21 protein-coding genes are annotated in these 20,869 nt (G+C 70.8%); 17 read left to right on the top strand and 4 right to left on the bottom strand.

Translation table 11 applies throughout. The features are described from left to right. Window positions 1–5: 5 nt before the first annotated feature. Entirely contained in the window at window positions 6–290 is a 285-nt protein-coding gene (locus tag CS0771_RS33805; RefSeq protein WP_212844783.1) for a ferredoxin, read from the bottom strand. 195 nt (window positions 291–485) lie between these two features. Between CS0771_RS33805 and arc the strand changes: the two genes are divergently transcribed. Further along, the gene (arc, locus tag CS0771_RS33800) at window positions 486–2,252 is read left to right on the top strand and encodes a proteasome ATPase (protein WP_212844782.1); all 1,767 of its coding nucleotides are present in this window, start codon (window positions 486–488) and stop codon (window positions 2,250–2,252) included. Window positions 2,253–2,308: 56 nt separating this feature from the next. Here the strand turns inward: arc and lhgO are convergent, their stop codons facing one another. Continuing rightward, window positions 2,309–3,505: an L-2-hydroxyglutarate oxidase gene (gene lhgO, locus CS0771_RS33795; protein ID WP_212844781.1), complete on the bottom strand. Its 1,197-nt coding sequence runs from the start codon at window positions 3,503–3,505 to the stop codon at window positions 2,309–2,311. 121 nt (window positions 3,506–3,626) lie between these two features. Here lhgO and CS0771_RS33790 point away from each other — a divergent pair, with 121 nt between their 5' ends. The 9 genes from CS0771_RS33790 to CS0771_RS33750 all read left to right on the top strand — a co-directional run bounded on the left by CS0771_RS33790 (window position 3,627) and on the right by CS0771_RS33750 (window position 12,345). Next, complete coding sequence (locus CS0771_RS33790) at window positions 3,627–4,772, top strand: DegT/DnrJ/EryC1/StrS aminotransferase family protein (RefSeq protein WP_212844780.1); 1,146 nt, start codon at window positions 3,627–3,629, stop codon at window positions 4,770–4,772. 82 nt (window positions 4,773–4,854) lie between these two features. Beyond that, complete coding sequence (locus CS0771_RS33785) at window positions 4,855–5,787, top strand: NAD-dependent epimerase/dehydratase family protein (RefSeq protein WP_203754885.1); 933 nt, start codon at window positions 4,855–4,857, stop codon at window positions 5,785–5,787. Beyond that, window positions 5,784–6,233, top strand: a complete 450-nt coding sequence (locus tag CS0771_RS33780; protein ID WP_244871195.1) for a DapH/DapD/GlmU-related protein — start codon at window positions 5,784–5,786, stop codon at window positions 6,231–6,233. The genes CS0771_RS33785 and CS0771_RS33780 overlap by 4 nt, the downstream gene beginning before the upstream one ends. Window positions 6,234–6,245: 12 nt before the next feature. Further along, window positions 6,246–7,433 (top strand): glycosyltransferase family 4 protein, encoded by a 1,188-nt coding sequence (locus CS0771_RS33775; protein WP_212844779.1) that lies wholly within the window; start codon window positions 6,246–6,248, stop codon window positions 7,431–7,433. Window positions 7,434–7,661: 228 nt separating this feature from the next. Next, the gene (locus CS0771_RS33770) at window positions 7,662–7,901 is read left to right on the top strand and encodes an acyl carrier protein (protein WP_212844778.1); all 240 of its coding nucleotides are present in this window, start codon (window positions 7,662–7,664) and stop codon (window positions 7,899–7,901) included. Next, window positions 7,894–8,649: an SDR family NAD(P)-dependent oxidoreductase gene (locus CS0771_RS33765; RefSeq protein ID WP_212844777.1), complete on the top strand. Its 756-nt coding sequence runs from the start codon at window positions 7,894–7,896 to the stop codon at window positions 8,647–8,649. The genes CS0771_RS33770 and CS0771_RS33765 overlap by 8 nt, the downstream gene beginning before the upstream one ends. Continuing rightward, window positions 8,646–10,067, top strand: a complete 1,422-nt coding sequence (locus CS0771_RS33760; RefSeq protein WP_212844776.1) for an AMP-binding protein — start codon at window positions 8,646–8,648, stop codon at window positions 10,065–10,067. The genes CS0771_RS33765 and CS0771_RS33760 overlap by 4 nt, the downstream gene beginning before the upstream one ends. After that, entirely contained in the window at window positions 10,064–11,113 is a 1,050-nt protein-coding gene (locus tag CS0771_RS33755; protein ID WP_212844775.1) for an acyl-protein synthetase, read from the top strand. Before CS0771_RS33760 ends, CS0771_RS33755 begins: the two co-directional genes overlap by 4 nt. Continuing rightward, on the top strand, window positions 11,110–12,345 hold the full coding sequence (locus tag CS0771_RS33750; protein WP_212844774.1) for an acyl-CoA reductase: 1,236 nt from the start codon (window positions 11,110–11,112) through the stop codon (window positions 12,343–12,345). The genes CS0771_RS33755 and CS0771_RS33750 overlap by 4 nt, the downstream gene beginning before the upstream one ends. A 65-nt stretch (window positions 12,346–12,410) precedes the next feature. Here the strand turns inward: CS0771_RS33750 and CS0771_RS33745 are convergent, their stop codons facing one another. Next, window positions 12,411–13,457 (bottom strand): lysylphosphatidylglycerol synthase domain-containing protein, encoded by a 1,047-nt coding sequence (locus tag CS0771_RS33745; protein ID WP_244871194.1) that lies wholly within the window; start codon window positions 13,455–13,457, stop codon window positions 12,411–12,413. A gap of 221 nt (window positions 13,458–13,678) precedes the next feature. On the opposite strand from CS0771_RS33745, the gene CS0771_RS33740 reads away from it, so the two are divergent. Together CS0771_RS33740 and CS0771_RS33735 are read left to right on the top strand one after the other, a co-directional pair. After that, a complete protein-coding gene (locus CS0771_RS33740) occupies window positions 13,679–14,779 on the top strand; it encodes a DegT/DnrJ/EryC1/StrS aminotransferase family protein (RefSeq protein ID WP_212844772.1) in 1,101 nt (366 codons plus the stop codon). Then, the gene (locus tag CS0771_RS33735; protein WP_212844771.1) at window positions 14,776–15,738 is read left to right on the top strand and encodes a Gfo/Idh/MocA family protein; all 963 of its coding nucleotides are present in this window, start codon (window positions 14,776–14,778) and stop codon (window positions 15,736–15,738) included. Before CS0771_RS33740 ends, CS0771_RS33735 begins: the two co-directional genes overlap by 4 nt. 60 nt (window positions 15,739–15,798) lie before the next feature. Here the strand turns inward: CS0771_RS33735 and CS0771_RS33730 are convergent, their stop codons facing one another. Next, on the bottom strand, window positions 15,799–16,518 hold the full coding sequence (locus CS0771_RS33730; RefSeq protein WP_212844770.1) for a UDP-N-acetylglucosamine acyltransferase: 720 nt from the start codon (window positions 16,516–16,518) through the stop codon (window positions 15,799–15,801). Between the two features lie 271 nt (window positions 16,519–16,789). On the opposite strand from CS0771_RS33730, the gene dop reads away from it, so the two are divergent. From dop to prcA, 5 genes are all read left to right on the top strand, one after another. Next, window positions 16,790–18,307: a depupylase/deamidase Dop gene (gene dop, locus CS0771_RS33725; RefSeq protein ID WP_371821522.1), complete on the top strand. Its 1,518-nt coding sequence runs from the start codon at window positions 16,790–16,792 to the stop codon at window positions 18,305–18,307. Window positions 18,308–18,368: 61 nt separating this feature from the next. Continuing rightward, window positions 18,369–18,581: a ubiquitin-like protein Pup gene (locus tag CS0771_RS33720; protein WP_212844768.1), complete on the top strand. Its 213-nt coding sequence runs from the start codon at window positions 18,369–18,371 to the stop codon at window positions 18,579–18,581. Continuing rightward, entirely contained in the window at window positions 18,578–19,258 is a 681-nt protein-coding gene (locus CS0771_RS33715; protein ID WP_244871193.1) for an endonuclease VII domain-containing protein, read from the top strand. Before CS0771_RS33720 ends, CS0771_RS33715 begins: the two co-directional genes overlap by 4 nt. Then, a complete protein-coding gene (gene prcB, locus CS0771_RS33710; protein ID WP_212844767.1) occupies window positions 19,177–20,019 on the top strand; it encodes a proteasome subunit beta in 843 nt (280 codons plus the stop codon). Before CS0771_RS33715 ends, prcB begins: the two co-directional genes overlap by 82 nt. Window positions 20,020–20,066: 47 nt before the next feature. Next, window positions 20,067–20,837: a proteasome subunit alpha gene (gene prcA / locus CS0771_RS33705; protein WP_212844766.1), complete on the top strand. Its 771-nt coding sequence runs from the start codon at window positions 20,067–20,069 to the stop codon at window positions 20,835–20,837. The last annotated feature ends 32 nt before the right edge of the window (window positions 20,838–20,869 follow it).

Raw genomic sequence — 20,869 nt, 5'->3', positions numbered from 1 at the left:
TTTGGCTAGCGGAGAGCGGTGCGCTCCTCTTCTGAGAGGGGTTCGCTGTCGTGGGTGCGCTGGATGTGGATGCACTCGCCGGGGCATTCCTGGGCGGCGTCGATGACCTCGAGGCGGAGGTGGGCGGGGATCTCGACCGTCGCGCCGGGGGTCATCAGCAGTTCGCCGGAGCCGTCCTTGACGTAGGCGAGGCCGTCTACGTCGAACTCGAACACCTCGGGGGCGTACTGCACGCACAGGCCGTCGCCCGTGCAGAGGTCCTGATCTACTCGCACCCTGAGCTCACTCACGGACTCGACCCTAGCGCCCCGGCGCGCGTGAACGCCGGGGAGGTCGGCCGCACGGCCAGATTCTCGATCCAGTTCTTGGGTACTCGGGTGTCGGGAGGGTTCAACTGAGGCGATCAGCCGCTAGTGTTAGGAGCACCCTAAACGTCGGCCGAACGAGGTAGGACCGACGGGAGGACACCCCCGGGGAGGTGGGACGTGGCAAAGAGCGACGACGCGGATGCGCGCGCCGCGCGGTGGGAGAAGGAAGCCAACGATCTCTCCACTCAGGTCGCGTTCCTGCAAGAGGAGCTCGCCCTGTTGCGGCGCAAGTTGAGCGAGAGCCCGCGGCACGTACGGCAGCTTGAGGAGCGGCTCGCCGCCACTCAGGCCCAGCTGTCGCGGCTCACGGAGAACAACGAGCGGCTGGTGGCCACGCTGAAGGAGGCGCGCGCCCAGATCGTGACGCTCAAGGAGGAGATCGACCGGCTGGCGCAACCGCCCAGCGGGTACGGCGTCTTCCTGGCGCGGCATGAAGACGGCACGGTGGACGTCTTCACGGGCGGGCGGAAGCTGCGGGTGGCGGTGTCGCCGTCGCTGGACGTCGACGCGCTGCAGCGTGGGCAGGAGGTCCTGCTCAACGACGCCCTCAACATCGTCGACGCGCTCGGCTTCGAGCGCAGCGGCGAGGTGGTCCTGCTCAAGGAGATCCTCGACGGCGGGGACCGCGCACTCGTGGTCTCGCACGCCGACGAGGAGCGGATCGTGTTCCTGGCGGAGGGCCTGATCGGCGGGACGCTGCGTTCCGGCGACTCGCTCATGATCGAGCCCCGCTCCGCGTACGCCTACGAGCGCATCCCCAAGAGCGAGGTCGAGGAGCTGGTCCTCGAAGAGGTGCCGGACGTCGACTACCACGACATCGGTGGTCTGGTGCACCAGATCGAGCAGATCCGCGACGCGGTGGAGCTGCCCTTCCTGCACGCGGACCTGTTCCGCGAGCACCACCTGCGCCCGCCGAAGGGCGTGCTGCTCTACGGTCCTCCCGGCTGCGGTAAGACGCTCATCGCCAAGGCGGTGGCGAACTCGCTGGCCAAGAAGATCGCCGAGCAGCGCGGCGAGGAGAAGAAGACCAGCTACTTCCTGAACATCAAGGGTCCGGAGCTGCTCAACAAGTACGTCGGCGAGACGGAGCGGCACATCCGGCTGATCTTCCAGCGGGCCCGGGAGAAGGCCTCGGAAGGCACCCCGGTGATCGTGTTCTTCGACGAGATGGACTCGATCTTCCGGACCCGCGGCTCGGGTGTCTCCTCGGACGTGGAGAACACCATCGTTCCCCAGCTCCTCAGCGAGATCGACGGTGTGGAGGGCCTGGAGAACGTCATCATCATCGGCGCCTCGAACCGCGAGGACATGATCGACCCGGCCATCCTGCGCCCGGGCCGGCTCGACGTCAAGATCAAGATTGAGCGGCCGGACGCCGAGGCGGCCAAGGACATCTTCAGCAAGTACATCCTGTCGACCCTGCCGCTGTCCCCGGACGACCTGGCAGAGCACGGCGGTTCCGCCGACGCGTGCGTGCACGCGATGATCAATTCGGTGGTGCTCCGGATGTACTCGGAGACCGAGGAGAACCGCTTCCTCGAGGTCACCTACGCCAACGGTGACAAGGAGGTCCTGTACTTCAAGGACTTCAACTCCGGCGCCATGATCCAGAACATCGTGGACCGCGGCAAGAAGATGGCGATCAAGGAGTTCCTGTCCTCGGGCAAGAAGGGCCTGCGCCTGCAGCACCTGCTGGACGCCTGCCTGGACGAGTTCCGCGAGAACGAGGACCTGCCGAACACCACGAACCCGGACGACTGGGCACGGATCTCCGGCAAGAAGGGCGAGCGGATCGTGTACATCCGCACGCTCGTCTCCGGCGGCAAGGGCACCGAGTCGGGCCGGTCCATCGAGACGGCCAGCAACACCGGCCAGTACCTGTAAGCGAGCAAGCGAAAGGGGCGCCCGGTCCGCCGGGCGCCCCTTTCCGCTGCGTGCGGTCAGGCCGCCAGGTCGGCGGGCAGCCGCGACACGATGTGCTTGGCGATCTCGAACGAGCTGGTGGCGGCGGGGGAGGGCGCGTTGAGCACGTGCACCTGCCGCTCGGCCTCGACGATCAGGAAGTCGTCGACCAGGCCGCCGTCGGGGCGGATGGCCTGGGCGCGCACCCCGGCGCCGGCCGGCACGATGTCCTCGCCGGTCAGCACCGGCACCAGCCGAGCGAGGCTGGCCGCGAACTTCTTCCGGGACAGCGAGCGGTGCACCTCGGTCAGGCCGTACCGGTAGTGCTTGCGGGCCAGCGCCCAGAGCCCGGAGTAGGTCACCTCGTCCCAGACGTCCCGCGGGCTGATCCTGCCCCACGAGTAGCCCTCGCGGGCGGTGGCCAGCACCGCGTTCGGGCCCGCGTGCACCGTGCCGTCGATCATCTTGGTCAGGTGCACGCCCAGGAACGGGAACTGCGGGTCCGGCACGGGGTAGATCAGGCCCTTGACCAGGTCACGGCGCTGCTCGGTGAGCTCGTAGTACTCCCCGCGGAACGGGACGATGCGCACCGGGGTGTCGACCCCGGCCATCCGGGAGATCCGGTCGGCGTGCAGGCCCGCGCAGTTGATCAGCACGTCGGCGATGATCTCGCCCTTGGTGGTGGTCACCACCACACCGCCCGCGCGCTGCCGGATCGCGGTGACCTCGGTCTCGGTACGCAGGTCCGCGCCGCCCTCGGCGAGCAGCTCGGCGATCCGGCGGCACACCGAACCGAAGTCCACGATGCCGGTGGAGGCGACGTGCAGCGCGGCCACGGCGGCCACGTGCGGCTCGTACTCGGCGGCCTCGGCCTGGCCGATGAGCTTCACGGGCAGCCCGTTGGCGACCGAGCGCTGGTGCAGGTCCTGCAGGCGGGGCAGCTCGGACTCGTCCGTGGCCACGATCAGCTTGCCGCAGATGTCGTACGCCAGGCCCTGCTCCTTGCAGAACTCGACCATCGACGCGCTGCCGGCCTTGCACAGGGTGGCCTTGAGGCTGCCGGGCTTGTAGTAGACGCCCGCGTGGATCACGCCGGAGTTGTGGCCGGTCTGGTGCGCGGCCCAGCCCGCCTCCTTCTCGACCACCGTGACGGAGTCCTCGGGACGGTCCGTGAGCAGGCGATGCGCGACGGCAAGACCCACGATTCCGCCACCGACCACCACAAACCTAGTCATTTCACTCCTCCGCCCGGCCGTAACGGCGTCGAGCTTAGGCCATTCGGAGCCCCGGCCGACTGGCGACCGCCCAGGTCCGGTGGCCTACACTTCTCGGGTCGCTCACAAGGGGAGGTCCCACATGTCTGACGTCATCGCGCTCGGCCAGCCCACGGTCGGCGAGCCGGAGCTCGCGGCCATCGCCGAGGTGTTCGCGTCAGGCTGGCTCTCGGGTGCCGGTCCCACCTGCAAGAAGTTCGAGGAGCGCTTCGCCGCCGCGATGGGCGTGCAGCACGCGCTGACCACGAGCAACTGCGGCTCGGCGCTGCACCTGGCGCAGCTGGTGCTGGGCGTCAAGCCGGGCGACGAGGTGATCGTGGGCGACTACACCTTCCCGGCGACCGGCCACTCGGTGATGTGGACCGGGGCCCGTCCCGTCTTCGCCGACGTGCGCCCCGACACCTGGACCATCGACCCGGCCGTGGTCGAGTCCCTGATCACCCCGCGCACCGTGGGCATCATCGCGGTCGACGCGTTCGGCCAGCCGGCCGACTACGACGAGCTGCGCGCCATCGCCGACAAGCACGGCCTGTTCGTCATCGAGGACGCCGCCTGCTCGGCCGGCGCGACGTACAAGGGCCGCCCGGCGGGCAGCCTGGCCGACATCGCCACGTTCAGCTTCCACGGCCGCAAGGGCATCACCTCGGGCGAGGGCGGCGCGCTGGTCACCGACCGCGCCGACCTGGCCGCCAAGGCCCGCAAGCTGCACACCTACGGCGTCGAGGGCGCGCTGACCCGGGCGGAGCTGTCCAAGCTGCCCATCCCGACCTTCGACGAGCTGGGCTACAACTACCGGCTCTCCGACATCCAGGCCGCGATCATGCTGGCCCAGCTGGACCGGCTGCCGGAGCTGCTGGCCGTCAAGCGCCGCATCGCGGCCCGCTACGGCGAGCTGTTCAAGGACCACGAGCTGATCACCGTCCCGTTCGAGGCGCCCGACCGCGAGCACCCCTGGCAGTCGTACGTGGTGACGCTGGACCCGGCGGTCAGCCGCGCCGAGGTCGCCATGGCGCTGCGCGAGCGCGGCGTGCAGTGCACCTTCGGCACCTACGCCTCGCACCTGCAGCCGCTGTACGGTGAGACCAACCCCTGCCCGGTCTCGGCGGACCTGTTCGACCGGCACCTGGCCATCCCGATGCACGCGAACCTGACCGACGCGCAGGTCGAGACGGTCGCGGCCACCCTGATCCAGGTCGTCGACTCCCTCGCCGCCGGCCGCGGCAACTAAGATCACTTCTGCGGCTCCGGCCGTCAACCCCTTGTTACACCGCGGCCGCAGGCCGTGCTTCTCCCTCCCAGAAAGGTCCGCAATGTCAAAGAAGACCGTCTTCATCACCGGAGGCGCGGGTTTCATCGGCCTGCACGTGGTCCGGCTGCTGCTGGAGAAGGACTACCAGGTCCGGATCTTTGACAACATGTCGCGCGGCGACCGTGAGCGCATCGACGAGCTGGTCAAGACCGGCAACGTCGAGCTGGTGGAGCAGGACGTGCGCTACGGCGGCGCCGTGCACGCGGCGATGAAGGGCTGCGAGTCGGTCATCCACCTGGCCGCGGTGTCGATCAACAAGAGCCAGGCGGACCCGTACGAGTCGATCGACATCAACGTCGTCGGCAACAACAACGTCTTCGCCGCCGCCGCCGACCACGGCGTGCGCCGCATCGTGTTCGCCTCCTCGGCGTCGGTCTACGGCGACCCGAAGAAGCTGCCGATGCACGAGGACGACGAGCTCAGCCCGCTCACCCCGTACTGCATCGCCAAGCGCACCGGTGAGGACCTGCTCGGCTTCTACCAGCGCAGCAAGGGCCTGAACTGGGTCGCCCTGCGCTTCTTCAACGTGTACGGCCCCGGCCAGAAGCCGACCGCGTACTACACCTCGGTCATCAACCACTTCGTCAAGCGCCTCAAGACCGGCCAGCCGCCGATCATCGACGGCAAGGGCGAGCAGTCGATGGACTTCATCCACGTGCACGACATCGCGCGCTCGGTCGTCGCGGCGCTGGAGTCGGAGCAGGGCAACGTGCCGGTCAACATCGGCACCGGCATCGACACCACGGTGGCTTCGCTGGCCGAGATCCTGATCAAGGCCGTGGGCGTGGACGTGGAGCCGCAGTTCAACCCGCGCGAGGTGCTGGTCAGCCGCCGCGCGGCCGACATCACCCGGGCCAAGGAGGTCCTCGGCTGGGAGCCGACCATCACGGTCGGCGACGGCATGACTGACCTGATCAAGTCGGAGATCGGGTGACCCAGCCGCATCCCGGCCTGCCGGAGAACCCGTACAACCCGCACGCGTGGATCATCGGTGAGCCGGTCATCGGGCCGGGCACCTGGATCGGCGCGTTCACGGTGATCGACGGGTCCGGCGGGCTGACGATCGGCTCCGGCTGCGACATCAGCTGCGGCGTGCAGATCTACACCCACTCGTCTGCACGCCGCTGCGTGTCCGGCCGCGCCTACCCGCATGTCGACCGCGCGCCGGTGACCATCGGCGACCGCGTCTTCATCGGCGCGAACGCGACCATCATGATGGGCGTGACCATCGGCGACGGCGTCGTGATCGGCGCCGGCGCGGTGGTCACCAAGGACGTCCCCGCGGGCACGGTGGTGGCCGGCGTGCCGGCCCGCCCCGTGGCCGCGGTGGAGGTCGACGGCACGGACGTACGCTTCACCCCCCTCGCGGCACACAGCTAGGAGCCAGCGCCGGTGCGTATCGCGGTAGTCAACAACTTCTTCCCCCCTCGCGCGGGCGGCAGCTCGCACCTGTCGGAGTCCCTCGCCAAGGGCTACGCCGAGCAGGGCCACGAGGTCCTCGTCCTCACGGCGGCGTACCAGAACGCCCCCGCGGTCGAGGAGCGCGACGGCATGCGCATCGTGCGCCTGCCCGCCTGGATGCTCCCGCAGACCAGGCTCGCGGTCAGCTTCGACATCTCGTTCACCAGCCGGCCCACTCTGCTGCGCGCCGTGCGCAAGCTGCTGGACGAGTTCAAGCCGGACGCCATCCACCAGCACGGCCAGTTCTTCGACCTGACCTGGGCGACCGCGCTGTACGCGCGCAAGCGCCGCGTTCCGGTGCTGCTGTCCATCCACACCCGGCTGGAGAACCCGTCGGCGAGCTACGCCAAGGTGTTCCGCGGCCTGGACGCGATGATGGTCAAGCCGTTCATGCGCCGCTCCAAGCCCCGCCTGGTGGTCATGGACGTGCTGATGGACGAGTACATCCGGGACCGCTACCGCGGCGCGTACTCCGGGCTGGACTACATCCCGGTGGGTGTGGACCCGACCTGGGTGCGCGGCGGCGACGGCCGGGGCGTGCGCGAGAAGCACGGCCTGGGCGACGCCCCGGTGATCCTCTCGGTGGGCCACATCATCCCGCTGCGCGACCGGCTGATGCTGGTCGAGGCGCTGCCGAAGGTGCTCGCCGCGGTGCCCGACGCGAAGCTGCTGGTGGTCGGGCAGGTCTACTACCCGCTGTTCCTGGAGCGGGCCAAGGCCCTCGGCGTGGACCACGCGGTGATCAGCACCGGCCCGGTGGCCAAGCGGGAGATCCCGGACTACCTGGCCGCGGCCACCGTCGAGTGCCACGAGCAGGGCTTCGGCATCGGCACGGCGAGCCTGGAGGCGATGGCCGGCGGCGTGCCGGTGGTCGTGCCGGCACGCCCGGACAACTTCCCCGGCATCGGCCTGGAGGACGGGCAGAACATCCTGCTCTGCGCTCCCGGCGACGTCGACGCGATGGCGCAGCGCCTCATCGCGGGCCTGACCGATCCCGCCGTGGCCAAGCAGGTCGGCGCGAACGGCCAGGACCTGATCGACCAGCACTTCACCCTCCAGCGCGTGCTGGAGCGGCACCTCGAGGTGCTCGGCACCATGGTGGCGGCCCGGGGCCGCTGACCCCGACCGCAAGCTGAGAGGCCGTCCGCACAGCGCGGGCGGCCTCGCCGCTTATCCGGGCTGATTCCCGTCGATCGCCCACGCGACGCGGGATGTTCAGCCCGCGTACACCAAGGCTGCAACAGGCCGTATACCAGCCGCGTAGGCTCGGCTCATGACTCACGGTTCGGGGTATTTGCCCGGACTGTCCGAGCCGTATCCGACGCGAGGATCTGGAGAACGACCGCCATGCCCCTGACCGAGCGCCTGCGCACCGTGTTCGCCGACGCCCTGCAGCTGCCGCCCGGCACCGACGTGGACCACCTCAAGTACCGCGACATCGAGCAGTGGGACTCGTTGGGCCACATGACGCTCGTCGCCGCGATCGAGGACGAGTTCGGCGTGCAGCTCGACACCGACCAGGTCATCGACCTGTCCTCGTTCAAGGTCGCGGCCGACATGCTGCGCGACGCCGGCGTCGATGAGTGAGCTGACCGGCCGCGTCGCCCTGGTCACGGGGGGCACCCGGAGCATCGGCCTGGCCACCGTGCGCGCCCTGCGCGCGGCCGGGGCCACGGTCGTGCTCACCGGGCGTGACCAGGCCGCGGCCGAGAAGGTCGCCGCCGAGCACGGCGCGCACGGGCTGGCCCTGGAGGCGGGCGACTTCGCCGCCACCGGCGAGGTCGTCAAGCGGGTCGCCGCCGAGCACGGCGGCCTGGACGTGCTGGTGGTCAACGCCGGGATCATGGAGAGCGGCCTGCTCGGCATGATCCGGGCCGCCGACGTGGCCCGCACCCTGGACGTCAACGTGGCCGGGGCGGTCGCCGCGGTGCAGGCCGCCGCCCGCGCGATGGCCCGACGCCGCACCGCGCCCGACGGCACCGCCCGCACCGGCGGCGCGATCGTGCTGCTCACCTCCGTCGTCGGCACCCACGGCGCGGCCGGCCAGAGCGTGTACGCCGCCTCCAAGGCCGCCGTCGCAGCGCTGGCCCGCTCCGCTGCCCGCGAGCTGGGCGGGCGCGGCATCCGCGTCAACGCCGTGGCCCCGGGCGTGATCCGCACCGAACTGACCGCCGCGCTGCCCGCCGAGGTCCTGGACAAGCAGGCCGCCGCCGCGCCGCTGGGCCGCCTCGGCGAGCCGGACGAGGTCGCCGACGTGATCCGCTTCCTGGCCGGCGACGGCGCCCGCTACGTCACCGGGCAGGTGCTCGGCGTCGACGGAGGGCTGATCCCGTGACCCTGGTGGCGCCAACGGCCCGGCTCGTCGACGCGGCGACGGGGGCGGCGCTCGCCGGTGCGGAGCTGTTGGCCGAGGTCGCGCGACACGCGGCCGGGTACGCCGACGCGCCCGCCGGGGTGGTGTTCGCCCGCAGCGCGCTGACCACCGCGTCGGTGCTGCGCTACGCCGGGGCCTTCCAGGCGGGACGGCCGGTCGCGCTGCTCGATCCAGCGCTGGCCCCGGCCGTGCTGGCCGACTTCGTGACCCGATTCGAGCCCGCCGTGGTGGTCGGGGTCGGCGAGAGCGGCGCCGGGGCGGAGCTGTGCGAGCTGCCCAAGGGCTACGACGACACCGTGCACCCGGTGCTGGGCCGCTGCTGGGTGCGGCGCACCGCGCCCACCGCGCTGCCCCACCCGGACCTGGCCGTGCTGCTGGCGACGTCCGGCTCCACCGGCGACCCCAAGTTCGTTAGGCTGTCACGGGCGGCGGTGCTGGCCAACGCGCACGCCATCGGCCAGGCGCTCGCGCTGGGCGCGGACGAGGTCGCCCCGACCAGCCTGCCGCTGTTCTACAGCTATGGCATGTCCGTGGTGAACAGCCACCTCGCGGCGGGCGCGACCCTGCTCGTGGTGGACGGCGGCGTGCTCGCGAAGGAGTTCTGGCAGGCCGTGGACGCCCATCGGGCCACGTCGCTGGCCGGAGTGCCCTACAACTACGAGATGCTGCACCGGATCCGGTGGCGGCCGGGGCGGCACCCGTCGCTGCGTACCCTCACCCAGGCCGGCGGGCGGCTGCGCGACGAGCTGATCCTGCACTTCCACGAGCAGATCAGCGCCTCGGGCGGGCGCTTCCACGTGATGTGGGGCTGCACCGAGGCCGCGCCGCGGATGAGCACCCTGCCCGCCGACGGCCTGCCCGGCAGCGTCGGCTCGGTCGGCCCGGCGCTGCCCGGCGGCACCTTCACGGTGCTCGCCGAGGACGGCACCGAGTCCGCCGACCCGCACGTCACCGGCGAGCTGGTGTATCGCGGCCCGAACGTGATGATGGGCTACGCCACCGCCGTGGCCGACACGGGGCGCGGCGACGACCAGGCGGGCGCGCTGCGCACCGGCGACCTCGGCTACCTCGACGAGCGCGGATTCGTGTGGCTCAAGGGACGGCTCAAGCGGTTCGGCAAGATCTTCGGGATCCGGGTCAACCTGCACGACATCGAGGACCTGGTGCGCGCCGACGGCCCGGCGGTGGCCGTGTCCGGTCCGGACAAGGTGGTGGTCTTCGTCGTGGGCGTCGACGACGCCGCCGCGCAGGCGCTGGCCGGGCGGCTGTCCGAGCGGCTCAAGGTGCACCGCACCGGCTTCGACGTACGCCCCGTGGACGCGCTGCCGCAGCTGCCCAACGGCAAGATCGATTACCGTGCCCTGGAGGCCCTGGCATGACCGTGTTCACGCTCACCCAGCCCGAGCGGGAGGCGCGGCTGCTGCCCGAGCTGGCCGAGCTGACCGAGCACCACCGCGCGTACAGCCCCGAGTACGCCCGCCTGCTGGCCGCGCTCGGCCACGGTCCCGGCACGTCCTACCAGGCCGTCGCGGACCTGCCCTGGCTGCCGGTGCGCCTGTTCAAGCACCACGAGCTGCGCAGCATCCCGGCCGGCGACGTGTTCAAGGTGCTCACCTCGTCCGGCACCACCGGCGAGGTGAGCCGGATCTACCTCGACCGCGACGCCGCCGCGCTCCAGCAGCGCATGCTGTCGGCCACCATGCAGACCGTCATCGGGGCGAAACGGCTGCCGATGCTGCTGGTCGACACGGTGTCGCTGTTCAAGAACCGCAGCTCGTTCTCGGCGCGCGGGGCCGGGGTGCTGGGCATGATGAACTTCGGCCGCGACCACGTCTTCGTGCTCGACGAGCAGGACCAGCCCGACCTGGACGCGGTCAAGGGTTTCCTGGCCAGGCACGGCGACCAGCCGTTCCTGATCTTCGGGTTCACGTTCATGGCCTGGCAGTTCCTGTACGAGCTGGCCCGCGACAACGGCCTGGACCTGAGCAACGGCATCCTGATCCACAGCGGCGGCTGGAAGAAGCTGGCCGACCGCGCCGTCGACAACGACGAGTTCCGCCGCCGCTTCGCCGCCGACACCGGCCTGCGCCGCATCCACAACTTCTACGGCATGGTCGAGCAGATCGGGCTGACCTTCCTGGAGGGCCCGGACGGCGGCGGCCTCTACTGCCCCGACTTCTCCGACGTGATCGTGCGCGATCCGCACACCTGGGCGTCGGTGCCGCACGGCACGCCCGGCGTGGTCGAGGTGATCAGCACGCTGCCGCGCTCGTACCCCGGGCACATCCTGCTCACCGAGGACCGCGGTGTGATTCACGGTGTCGACGACGGCGCCTGGCCCGGCAAGCGCTTCTCCGTTCTGGGCCGCCTGCCCCGCGCCGAGGCGCGCGGCTGTAGCGATACGTTCACGGAGGCAGCGGCATGAGCAAGGTGCTGGAGAGGTTCCCCGCCGGGGGTGCGGTCGCGGTCGAGGACCTGCTCGCGGCGGTGCGGCAGACCCCGCACGAGGGGCCGCTGCGGGTGGGCGACGAGCGGGTCACCGACTTCCTGGTCGCGTTCGCGCGGCAGCTGCTCAAACCGGCCGTCGCCCGCCGCTATCCGGAGCTGGGCTCCCTGGGCTTCTTCCTGCGCCGCGGCGAGCTGGCCAAGGCCGCCGCGCGCGTCGCCGACCAGCGGGGACAGCTGCGTTTCCCGCGCGGTCTGGTGTTCCACGTGCCGCCCGCGAACGTGGACACCATCTTCGTGTACTCCTGGGCGCTGTCCGCGCTGGCCGGCAACGCGAACGTGGTCCGCATCTCGTCGCGCTCGGCCGGGGCGGCCACGGCCGTGCTGGAGGCGCTCAACGAGACCCTGGACGGGGCGCATCCGGCGCTGCGGCAGACCCAGCGCATGGTCACCTACGGCCGCGACGACGCGGTCACCGCCGCCCTGTCCGCCGCCGCCGACCTTCGGGTCATCTGGGGCGGCGACACGTCGGTGCGCGAGATCCGGCGGCATCCGCTCGCCCCGCACGCCCGCGACCTGACCTTCCCCGACCGCTCCTCGTTCACGGTGATCTCCGCGAACGGCTGGCTCGCCGCGTCCGAGGCGGCGCGGGACGCCGGGGCACGTGGGCTGTACAACGACGCGTACTGGTTCGACCAGGCCGCCTGCTCGTCCCCGCGCGCCGTGTACTGGGTCGGCACCCCGGAGCAGGCCGCCGCGGCCCGTACGGACCTGCTGGCCCGGCTGCGTGCCGTGCTGGACGCGGCCGGGGTCGAGGTCGACGCGGCGATGGCCGTGGAGAAGCGGGTGGCCGCCTACGGCCTGGCGCTGGAGGGCGACGCCACCGGCATCGCCTTCGACGGCAACGAGCTGGCGACGGTCGACCTGGCCGACCCCGGCGCGATCCCGCGCCGCTGGCTGGGCGTGGGCACGTTCCCGCAGGCCGTGGTGCCGTCGCTGGACGCGCTCGCCGCCGTGGTCGTGCGCCGGGACCAGACCGTCGCCCACTTCGGCTTCACCGCCGCCGAGCTGACCGCGTTCGCCCACCGCCTGGCCGGGCGGGGTGTGGACCGGATCGTGCCGTTGGGCGACGCGCTGAGCTTCTCCGGTGTCTGGGACGGCTACGACCTGATGCACGAGTTCACCCGCATCACGACCGTGCTCGAGCGCTGAACCCGCCAAACGATCAATGCCCCCTTCTCGCTGGGAGAAGGGGGCATTGATCGTCAGGAAGAGGGTCAGGCCTTCGCGAGGGTGCGCTTGGCGGCCAGGGCCGCGGCACCGGCGCCCAGCAGGTCCGCCGCGGTGAAGACCAGGCGGGAGGCGACCGCGATGCCCATCGCCGCGCCCACACCGCCCGCGTCGGTCAGGAACGGCGCCATCGCGGCCACCAGGACCGCCTCGCGCACGCCCAGCCCGGACGGGGACAGGAACGCGAACATGCCGACGATCATGGCGATGGCGAACGCCCCGACGCACAGCAGCAGGCCCTTCACGCCCGGTGCGGCCTGGGCGTTGGTCAGCAGCCACAGGTGTACGCCGAACAGCGTGTAACCCAGCGCGCTCCAGCCGATGACCCGGCCCACGCCGGGGAAGGTCAGGCTGTGCTGCAACGGCGGCCGCCGCAGCACCTTCAGCACCAGCTGCACCAGGCGCGTCAGCACGGCCGGGATCGAGCAGATGATGGCGATCGGCACCAGCACCGCCACGATGATCAGCGCGACCTTCACCGAGCCCGCGTAGTCCGAGTCGGTGCTCTCCGCCGCCGACAGCAGCTGCGGCAGGCTCAGCAGGCCCAGCGCGAGCGCCGCGGCCACGGTCAGGCCCAGCGACACCAGCGTGGCCAGGAACGCCCGCGCCCGGGGCAGGCCCGCGCGCTTGCCCAGCTCGACCTGCAGCACGTACGCCCACACGCTGCCCGGGATGTACTTGCCCAGCTGACCGACCATGCAGATCTGCAGCGCGGCAGGGACCGAGATCCGGTGTTCGAGATCACGCGCGGCGGCCCGCCACGCCATCGAGTTCGCGAACATGCCGGCCAGCGCGAACAGCACGGACAGCGCCACCGACTCCCAGGCGAGTCCGAGCCAGGTCTCACGGACCTTCGGCCATTGGCTGACGATGCTCCAAGCGATACCCGCCACGATGGCGGCGATGACGACCAGGCGGATCGCCAGGGAGACCCACCGGGGAAGTCCCCGGGACGCCGCTGCGGGCGCCGCCTCGGGATCGGGCCGGGAGGGGGGAACCGGCTCGGCGCCGGGCCGAGTCGCGGTCTTGGCCACGGTTTCCATGTTTTCGTAACGCTCTCGACTAATGAGCTGAATGATCGAACCAGGGTGTTCGAGTACCCTAGCCCAGGCGTCACGCAGCCGCCAGCAGCGCACAGCGCCGCTGGTCAGCGCGGTGATGTGATGCGGCTTCACAGCCGTGGCGGTCAACTGTGCGGTTCGGTCCGCCCGCTGCTACGGTGCTGCACGCTGCCCCTACGCACAAGGAGAGACCCGTGATCCCGATTTCCGTCGTCAAACTCGACGAAGCGGCCGAGCAGCTGGCCGTCGAGGTGATCCGCTCGGGCATGATCGCCCAGGGCCCGATGGTCGCCCGGCTGGAGCGCGAGTTTGCCGACGTCGTCGGGGTGGAGCACGCCGTCGCCGTCAACAACGGCACCACCGCGCTCGTGGCCGCCATGGAGGTCCTCGACCTGCAGCCCGGCGACGAGGTGATCACCAGCCCGTTCACGTTCGTGGCCACCCTCAACGCGATCCTGGAGGCCGGGGCCACCGCCCGCTTCGCCGACATCCGCGAGGACGACTTCTGCGTCGACCCCGCCGCGCTGGAGGCCGCCATCGGCCCGCGTACCAAGGTCCTCATGCCGGTCCACCTCTACGGCCAGACCGCCGACATGACCAAGATCGCCCCGCTGGCCGCCAAGCACGGCCTCGGCCTCGTCGAGGACACCGCGCAGTCGCTCGGCGCCTCCATCGAGGGCCGCGGCGCGGGCAGCTTCGGCATCGGCACCTTCTCGCTGTACGCCACCAAGAACCTCACCACCGGTGAGGGCGGCATGATCACCACCAACGACGCGACCGTCGCCGACCGCCTGCGCGTCCTGCGCAACCAGGGCATGCGCCAGCGCTACCAGTACGAGGTCGCCGGCCACAACTACCGGCTCACCGACCTGCAGGCCGCGCTCGCCATCCCGCAGCTCGCCGCCTACTCGGAGAACGTCAAGCGCCGCCAGGACAACGCCGCCCGGCTCAACGCCGGCCTGGCCGACGTCCCCGGCCTGCGCACCCCGTCCGAGCTGCCCGGCCGCTCGCACGTGTGGCACCAGTACACGATCCTCGTCACCGACGAGGCCGCGATCACCCGCGACGAGCTCATCGCCAAGCTCGGCGAGCAGGGCGTCGGCTGCGGCATCTACTACCCGAAGACGGTGTACGACTACGACTGCTACCGCGAGCACCCCCGCGTGATCGCCGACCCCGCGCCGGTCACCGAGCGCGTCGTCAAGCAGTGCGTGTCGCTGCCGGTGCACAACCACCTGTCCGACGCCGACGTCGACCGCGTCATCGAGGCCGTCCGCACGGCGGTGGGCGCATGACCGCCAAGCCGCGCTTCGCGCTGGTCGGCACGGGGGTCATGGGCTCCCTGCACGCCCGCGTCATCGCCCAGTCCGACCGGGCCGACCTGGTCCGCATCATCGAGCCCCGCGAGGCCGCCGGCCGCGACGTGGCCGACCGCTTCGGCGCCGCCTGGTCGCCCGAGCTGGACCTGAGCGACGTCGACGCCGTCGTCGTCGCCGCCCCGACCGAGCTGCACCACGGCCTCGCCGAGCAGGTCCTCAACGAGGGCAAGGCGCTGCTCATCGAGAAGCCGGTGTGCAGCAGCCTCGCCGACAGCGAGGCCATCGTCGCGCTGTCCGAGAAGAACGGCGTGCCGCTGCTCTGCGGCCTGCTGGAGCGGTTCAACCCGGCCGTGCTCACCGCGCTCGCGCTGGTCGACAAGCCGGTCCACCTGACCGCCACCCGGCACTCGCCGTACGCCCCGCGCATCCGCACCGGCGTCGCCTGGGACCTGCTGGTGCACGACGTGGACCTGGCCATCCAGGCCTACGGCGGCCAGGAGCCCACCGCCGTGCGCGGCACCCTCGGCCAGTTCCACCCGTCCTCGGTGCCGGGCGCCGAGGACGTCGCCGAGACCGTGCTCGCCTTCGGCAACGGCGGCCTGGCCAACGTCTCGGCCAGCCGCATCGGCCAGCGCAAGGTGCGCACCCTGGTGATCAGCGAGGTCGACCGGCTCATCGAGGCCGACCTGATCCGCCGCGACGTCACCATCTACCGCCACGTGTCGCTGGACGCCTTCGCGCCCGACGGCCGCGGCTACCGCCAGCAGAGCATCATCGAGATCCCCGAGCTGACCACCAACCGCGAGCCGCTCGCGGCCCAGCTCGACCACTTCCTCGACATCCTCGCCGGCACCGCCGACGCCGACACCGAGCGCGCCCGCATCCTGCCCGCGCACCGCGTCGTCGCCAAGGTCATCGAGGACAGCGCGGCCTGACCTCGCCTGACGTGGAAGAAGGCCCCTCCCGCGCGGGAGGGGCCTTCTTCGCGTTCGTGCTCAGTGCGCCGTGGCGGACTGCCACCAGGCGAACGCGCGCTCCAGGCCGGTCGGGATGCGCTCAGGCGTGAAGTCGTCCTTGGCGTACAGCTCGACCAGCGCCTCGATCGCGTCCGCCGGGATGCCCGCGCGGCTCATGCCGACCGTGTTCACCCCGCGCACCCGCGCCGGGTTGCCGAAACTCTTCGCGTACGGCGGCACGTCCCGCGTGATCACCGAACCCATGCCCACCATCGCGCCCGGCCCGACGATGCGGCGCTGGTGCACGGTCGAGTTCAGGCCCAGGTTCACCCCGTCGCCCAGCTTCACGTGCCCGCCCATCGCCACCGACGACGCGATCGTCACGCCGTCGCCCAGCTGCGCGTCGTGCGGGACGTAGACCTTGTTCATGATGTAGCAGTCCGAGCCGACGACCGTGCCCGCCGGGCTGGCCGCGCTCGGCTGGTGCACGCACACGAAGTCGCGGAACGTGTTGCGGTCGCCGATGGTGATCCCCGGCCCCTCGCCGGGCTCGTCCCACGCGGCCGGGTGCGCGCCGCCGCGGATCTCCGCCGGGGCGCCGATCGACACGTGCGGGCCGATCCAGTTGCCGTCACCGACCCGCAGCGGGCCCAGCAGCACCGAGTACGGGCCGATCACGTTGCCCGTGCCCAGCTCCACCTCCGGCCCGATGATCGCGGTGGGGTGGATCCGGTTGCCGGACGGGGGGTGCTCGGACATCGGAAGTTCGGTCCTCTCGGGGACGGCCGGCGCCACGGTGCGGGCGCTCGGCGACGGGCCTCGCCCGGCGTTCATCCCGGCCCGGGCGCAGGTCAGGATAGCCCACCGCACAGGCGCGGCAGCGCCGCCGACCCGGCCGGACGGACGGCCCCGTCCGCCGTACGCCACGCCGGTCCGACCACGCAGCCGATGCGCCCGTGCGCCCACGGTCACCTCGACGTGAAACAACGGCTAGGCTCGACCCAGGCGGCGACCGTAGATAGGCGGCGGAATGAGCGTTCGGCGGATCATGGGTACCGAGGTCGAGTACGGCATCTCCGTGCCCGGACAGCCCGGGGCGAACCCGATGGTGACCTCCTCCCAGGTGGTGAACGCCTACGGCGCCCGGCCGGAGCTGGCCCGGGGCGGCCGTGCCCGCTGGGACTACGAGGAGGAGTCGCCGCTGCGCGACGCTCGCGGCTTCAGCTACACCGGCGCCGCGTACGACCCGGCGGAGGCGCTCGCCGACGAGGACCTGGGCCTGGCCAACGTCATCCTGACCAACGGCGCCCGGCTCTACGTCGACCACGCCCACCCGGAGTACTCGACGCCCGAGGTGACCAACCCGCTCGACGTGGTCCGCTGGGACAAGGCGGGCGAGCAGGTCATGGCCGAGGGCGCGCGCCGCGCGGCGACCATCCCCGGCAGCCACCAGATCCACCTCTACAAGAACAACACCGACAACAAGGGCGCTTCGTACGGCGCGCACGAGAACTACCTGATGCGGCGACAGACCGCGTTCGCGGACATCGTGACGTATCTCACCCCGTTCTTCGTGACCCGGCAGATCTTCTGCGGTGCCGGCCGGGTCGGCATCGGCCAGGACGGCAGCCAGGCCGGTTTCCAGATCAGCCAGCGCGCCGACTTCTTCGAGGTCGAGGTCGGCCTGGAGACCACCCTCAAGCGGCCGATCATCAACACCCGCGACGAGCCGCACGCCGACGCCGACAAGTACCGGCGCCTCCACGTGATCATCGGCGACGCGAACCTGTCCGAGATCTCGACCTACCTCAAGGTCGGCACGACCGCCCTGATCCTCGGCATGATCGAGGAGAAGGCGCTGTCCAACGACCTCGGCATCGCCGACCCCGTCGCCGAGCTGCGCGCGGTCAGCCACGACCCGGCCCTGAAGCACACCATGCGGCTGCGCGACGGCCGCCGGCTCACCGCCCTCGACCTGCAGTGGGCGTACTACGAGCGGGCGCGCGCCTTCGTCGACGACCGCACCGGCGCCGACACCGACGAGCAGACCCGTGACGTGCTCGACCGCTGGGAGGGCGTGCTCACCAAGCTGGGCGAGGACCCGATGCTGCTCGCCGATGAGCTGGACTGGGTCGCCAAGCTGCGCCTGCTGGAGGGCTACCGGGAGCGGGAGAACCTGGGCTGGGCGTCCTCCAAGCTCCAGCTGGTGGACCTGCAGTACTCCGACGTGCGCCCCGAGAAGGGCCTCTACCACCGCCTGGTCGCGCGCGGCGCGATGAAGACGCTGCTCGACCCGGAGGAGACCCGGGCCGCGATGACCGACCCGCCGGAGGACACGCGGGCCTACTTCCGCGGCCGCTGCCTGGCCAAGTACGCGTCCGAAGTGGTCGCCGCGAGCTGGGACTCGGTGATCTTCGACGTGGGCCGCGAGGCGCTGGTCCGGGTGCCGATGATGGAGCCCGAGCGCGGCACGAAGCGACACGTCGGGGCGCTTTTCGACCGTTGCCCCAGCGCAAAGGATCTCCTCGAAGTGATCACCGCGGGGTGATCGCTTTAGTCGGTCCCGCGCGCTACGTTTAAGGCCCACAGGCGACGTCAGGGAGGCGCAGATGGCCACGCAGGACGGTGGACAGTCACAGTCGGGTCGCTCGCGCGGCGAGCAGGAGAGCGAGTCGGTCGCGCCCGAGGTGAACCCCGAGGTTGCCGAGCGCGTCGAGAAGATCGGCGAGGACGTCGACGACATCCTCGACGAGATCGACGCCGTCCTCGAGGAGAACGCGGAGGAATTCATTAGGGGCTATGTCCAGAAGGGGGGGGAATGACCGTAATGTCCGATTCTCCGGACAGCGGTTCCAAGACATGCCCACAATGCGACCGGTTGCTGTCGGTCCTCCAGTTCTACAGCAACAAGAGCCGGCCTGACGGTCTCAGCTACTACTGTCGCGCCTGTACCCGTGGCCGGCTGGAGGGCTACCGCCGGGCCAAAGGCGTAGCCCCCAAGAAGAAGTCCTCGGTCGAGGTTCCGGCCGGGTCGAAGTGGTGCCCCGACTGCGAGCAGATCAAGCCTGTCGCAGAGTTCGCCAGGACGAAAACGAAGGCGAGCGGGCTCCACTCGTACTGCTTGGAGTGCCACAACCGGCGGGGTGTGGAGACCAAGGAGAAGCACCACGGCGGCACCCGCCAGTACCACCTGCGCCGTCGCTACGGCATCGGCCAGGCAGAGTTTGATGAGTTTCTAGCCGAACAGGGCGGGGCGTGCGCCATCTGCGGCGCACCGGACCCCGAGCACGTTGACCATGACCATCTGTTCGGTAACGTACGTGGCATCCTGTGCTTCAACTGCAACGGCGGCCTTGGACAGTTCAAGGACGATCGGCACAACCTCGCCAGGGCGATCGAGTATCTGAAGGAGACAGCGTGGCAGCGGGTTTTGATACACCCGGGCGTCTACCGGCTAGTTTCACCACGCCGGGAACTTCGTCGTTCACGGACTTCCTGACCCAGGTCGCGCCGGAGCTGCTGCCCGGCCGCCGGCCGCTGCCCGCGGGCATGAACGCGGACCTGGCCCCCCACGCCACCACCATCGTCGCCATCAGCACCCCCGAGGGCGTCGTGATGGCCGGTGACCGGCGGGCGACCATGGGCAACCTGATCGCGAGCCGCGACATCGAGAAGGTGCACCCCGCCGACCCGTACTCGCTGATCGGCATCGCGGGCACGGCCGGTGTGGGCATCGAGCTGATGCGGCTGTTCCAGGTGGAGCTGCAGCACTACGAGAAGATCGAGGGCGCGATGCTCTCGCTCGACGGCAAGGCCAACCGCCTGGCCGCGATGATCCGGCAGAACCTGGGCGCGGCGATGCAGGGGCTCGCGGTGATCCCGCTGTTCGCCGGGTTCGACCTGGACGCGAAGACGCCCGGCAAGGTGGGCCGGATCTTCAGCTTCGACATCGCGGGCGGCCTGTACGAGGAGCACGGCGGCTACGACGCGATCGGCTCGGGTTCGCTGTTCGCGAAGTCGTCGCTGAAGAAGCGGTACAAGCCGGGGATCAGCATCACCGAGGCGGCGCAGCTGGCCGTCGAGGCGCTGTACGACGCGGCCGACGACGACACCGCCACGGGCGGGCCGGACATCATCCGCAAGCTGTTCCCGATCGTGATGACCGCGACCGCCGAGGGCACCCATCGGCTGACCGACGAGGAGACCGCGGCGATGGCCGAGACCGTCATCGCGGCCCGCACCCAGCAGCCGGGCGCCTGAACCTCCACATCCGCCGTCCTGTGACTCCATAGAGGAGAAGACACGCCGTGGCCATGCAGTTCTACGCCTCGCCTGAGCAGATCATGCGGGACCGCTCGGAGTACGCCCGCAAGGGCATCGCGCGCGGTCGCAGCGTGGTGGTGCTCACGTACGCCGGGGGCGTGCTGTTCGTGGCGGAGAACCTCTCCACCACGCTGCACAAGGTGAGCGAGATCTACGACCGGATCGGCTTCGCCGCCGTCGGCCGCTACAACGAGTTCGAGAACCTGCGGTCGGCCGGTGTGCGCATGGCCGACCTGCGGGGCTACTCCTACGACCGCCGGGACGTCACCGGCCGGGCGCTGGCCAGCGCGTACGCGCAGACCCTGGGTGCGATCTTCAGCGAGCAGGGCAAGCCGTACGAGGTGGAGATCTGCGTCGCGGAGGTGGGTGCGGCGCCCGAGCACGACGAGCTGTACCGGCTGACCTACGACGGTTCGGTGCAGGACGAGCCCGGGTTCATGGCGATGGGCGGCCAGGCCGAGGCGATCGGGAACGTGCTGCGTGCCGAGCACAGCGAGGGGCACTCGCTCGGCGAGGCGCTGAAGCTGGCCGTCAAGGCGCTGAGCAGTGTCGGCGGCGAGGGCGGCGCGGCGCGCACGCTGGCTGCCGAGCAGCTGGAGGTGGCGGTGCTGGAGCGGGCGCGGCCGGGCCGCAAGTTCCGCCGGGTGACCGGTGCTGCGCTGACGACCCTGCTCAACCCCGCGAAGGCGGAGACGCCCAAGGCGGACCCGCCCAAGGCGGATGCCGCCAAGCCGGACACGCCGAAGGCGGAGTAGCTCCGGACGCGTCCGCTGACGCCCGTGCCGCC

The sequence above is a fragment of the Catellatospora sp. IY07-71 genome (genome assembly GCF_018326265.1).
Lineage (GTDB): Bacteria > Actinomycetota > Actinomycetes > Mycobacteriales > Micromonosporaceae > Catellatospora.
This window is presented reverse-complemented; position numbering and strand designations above follow the sequence as displayed.

What these genes read in the sequence shown, in the direction of transcription:
- lhgO (WP_212844781.1), bottom strand. Translation starts at nt 3,505, where the DNA reads ATGACTAGGTTTGTGGTGGTCGGTGGCGGAATCGTGGGTCTTGCCGTC.
- CS0771_RS33790 (WP_212844780.1), top strand. Translation starts at nt 3,627, where the DNA reads ATGTCTGACGTCATCGCGCTCGGCCAGCCCACGGTCGGCGAGCCGGAG.
- CS0771_RS33785 (WP_203754885.1), top strand. Translation starts at nt 4,855, where the DNA reads ATGTCAAAGAAGACCGTCTTCATCACCGGAGGCGCGGGTTTCATCGGC.
- CS0771_RS33770 (WP_212844778.1), top strand. Translation starts at nt 7,662, where the DNA reads ATGCCCCTGACCGAGCGCCTGCGCACCGTGTTCGCCGACGCCCTGCAG.
- CS0771_RS33765 (WP_212844777.1), top strand. Translation starts at nt 7,894, where the DNA reads ATGAGTGAGCTGACCGGCCGCGTCGCCCTGGTCACGGGGGGCACCCGG.
- CS0771_RS33755 (WP_212844775.1), top strand. Translation starts at nt 10,064, where the DNA reads ATGACCGTGTTCACGCTCACCCAGCCCGAGCGGGAGGCGCGGCTGCTG.
- CS0771_RS33750 (WP_212844774.1), top strand. Translation starts at nt 11,110, where the DNA reads ATGAGCAAGGTGCTGGAGAGGTTCCCCGCCGGGGGTGCGGTCGCGGTC.
- CS0771_RS33735 (WP_212844771.1), top strand. Translation starts at nt 14,776, where the DNA reads ATGACCGCCAAGCCGCGCTTCGCGCTGGTCGGCACGGGGGTCATGGGC.
- CS0771_RS33730 (WP_212844770.1), bottom strand. Translation starts at nt 16,518, where the DNA reads ATGTCCGAGCACCCCCCGTCCGGCAACCGGATCCACCCCACCGCGATC.
- dop (WP_371821522.1), top strand. Translation starts at nt 16,790, where the DNA reads ATGAGCGTTCGGCGGATCATGGGTACCGAGGTCGAGTACGGCATCTCC.
- CS0771_RS33720 (WP_212844768.1), top strand. Translation starts at nt 18,369, where the DNA reads ATGGCCACGCAGGACGGTGGACAGTCACAGTCGGGTCGCTCGCGCGGC.
- CS0771_RS33715 (WP_244871193.1), top strand. Translation starts at nt 18,578, where the DNA reads ATGACCGTAATGTCCGATTCTCCGGACAGCGGTTCCAAGACATGCCCA.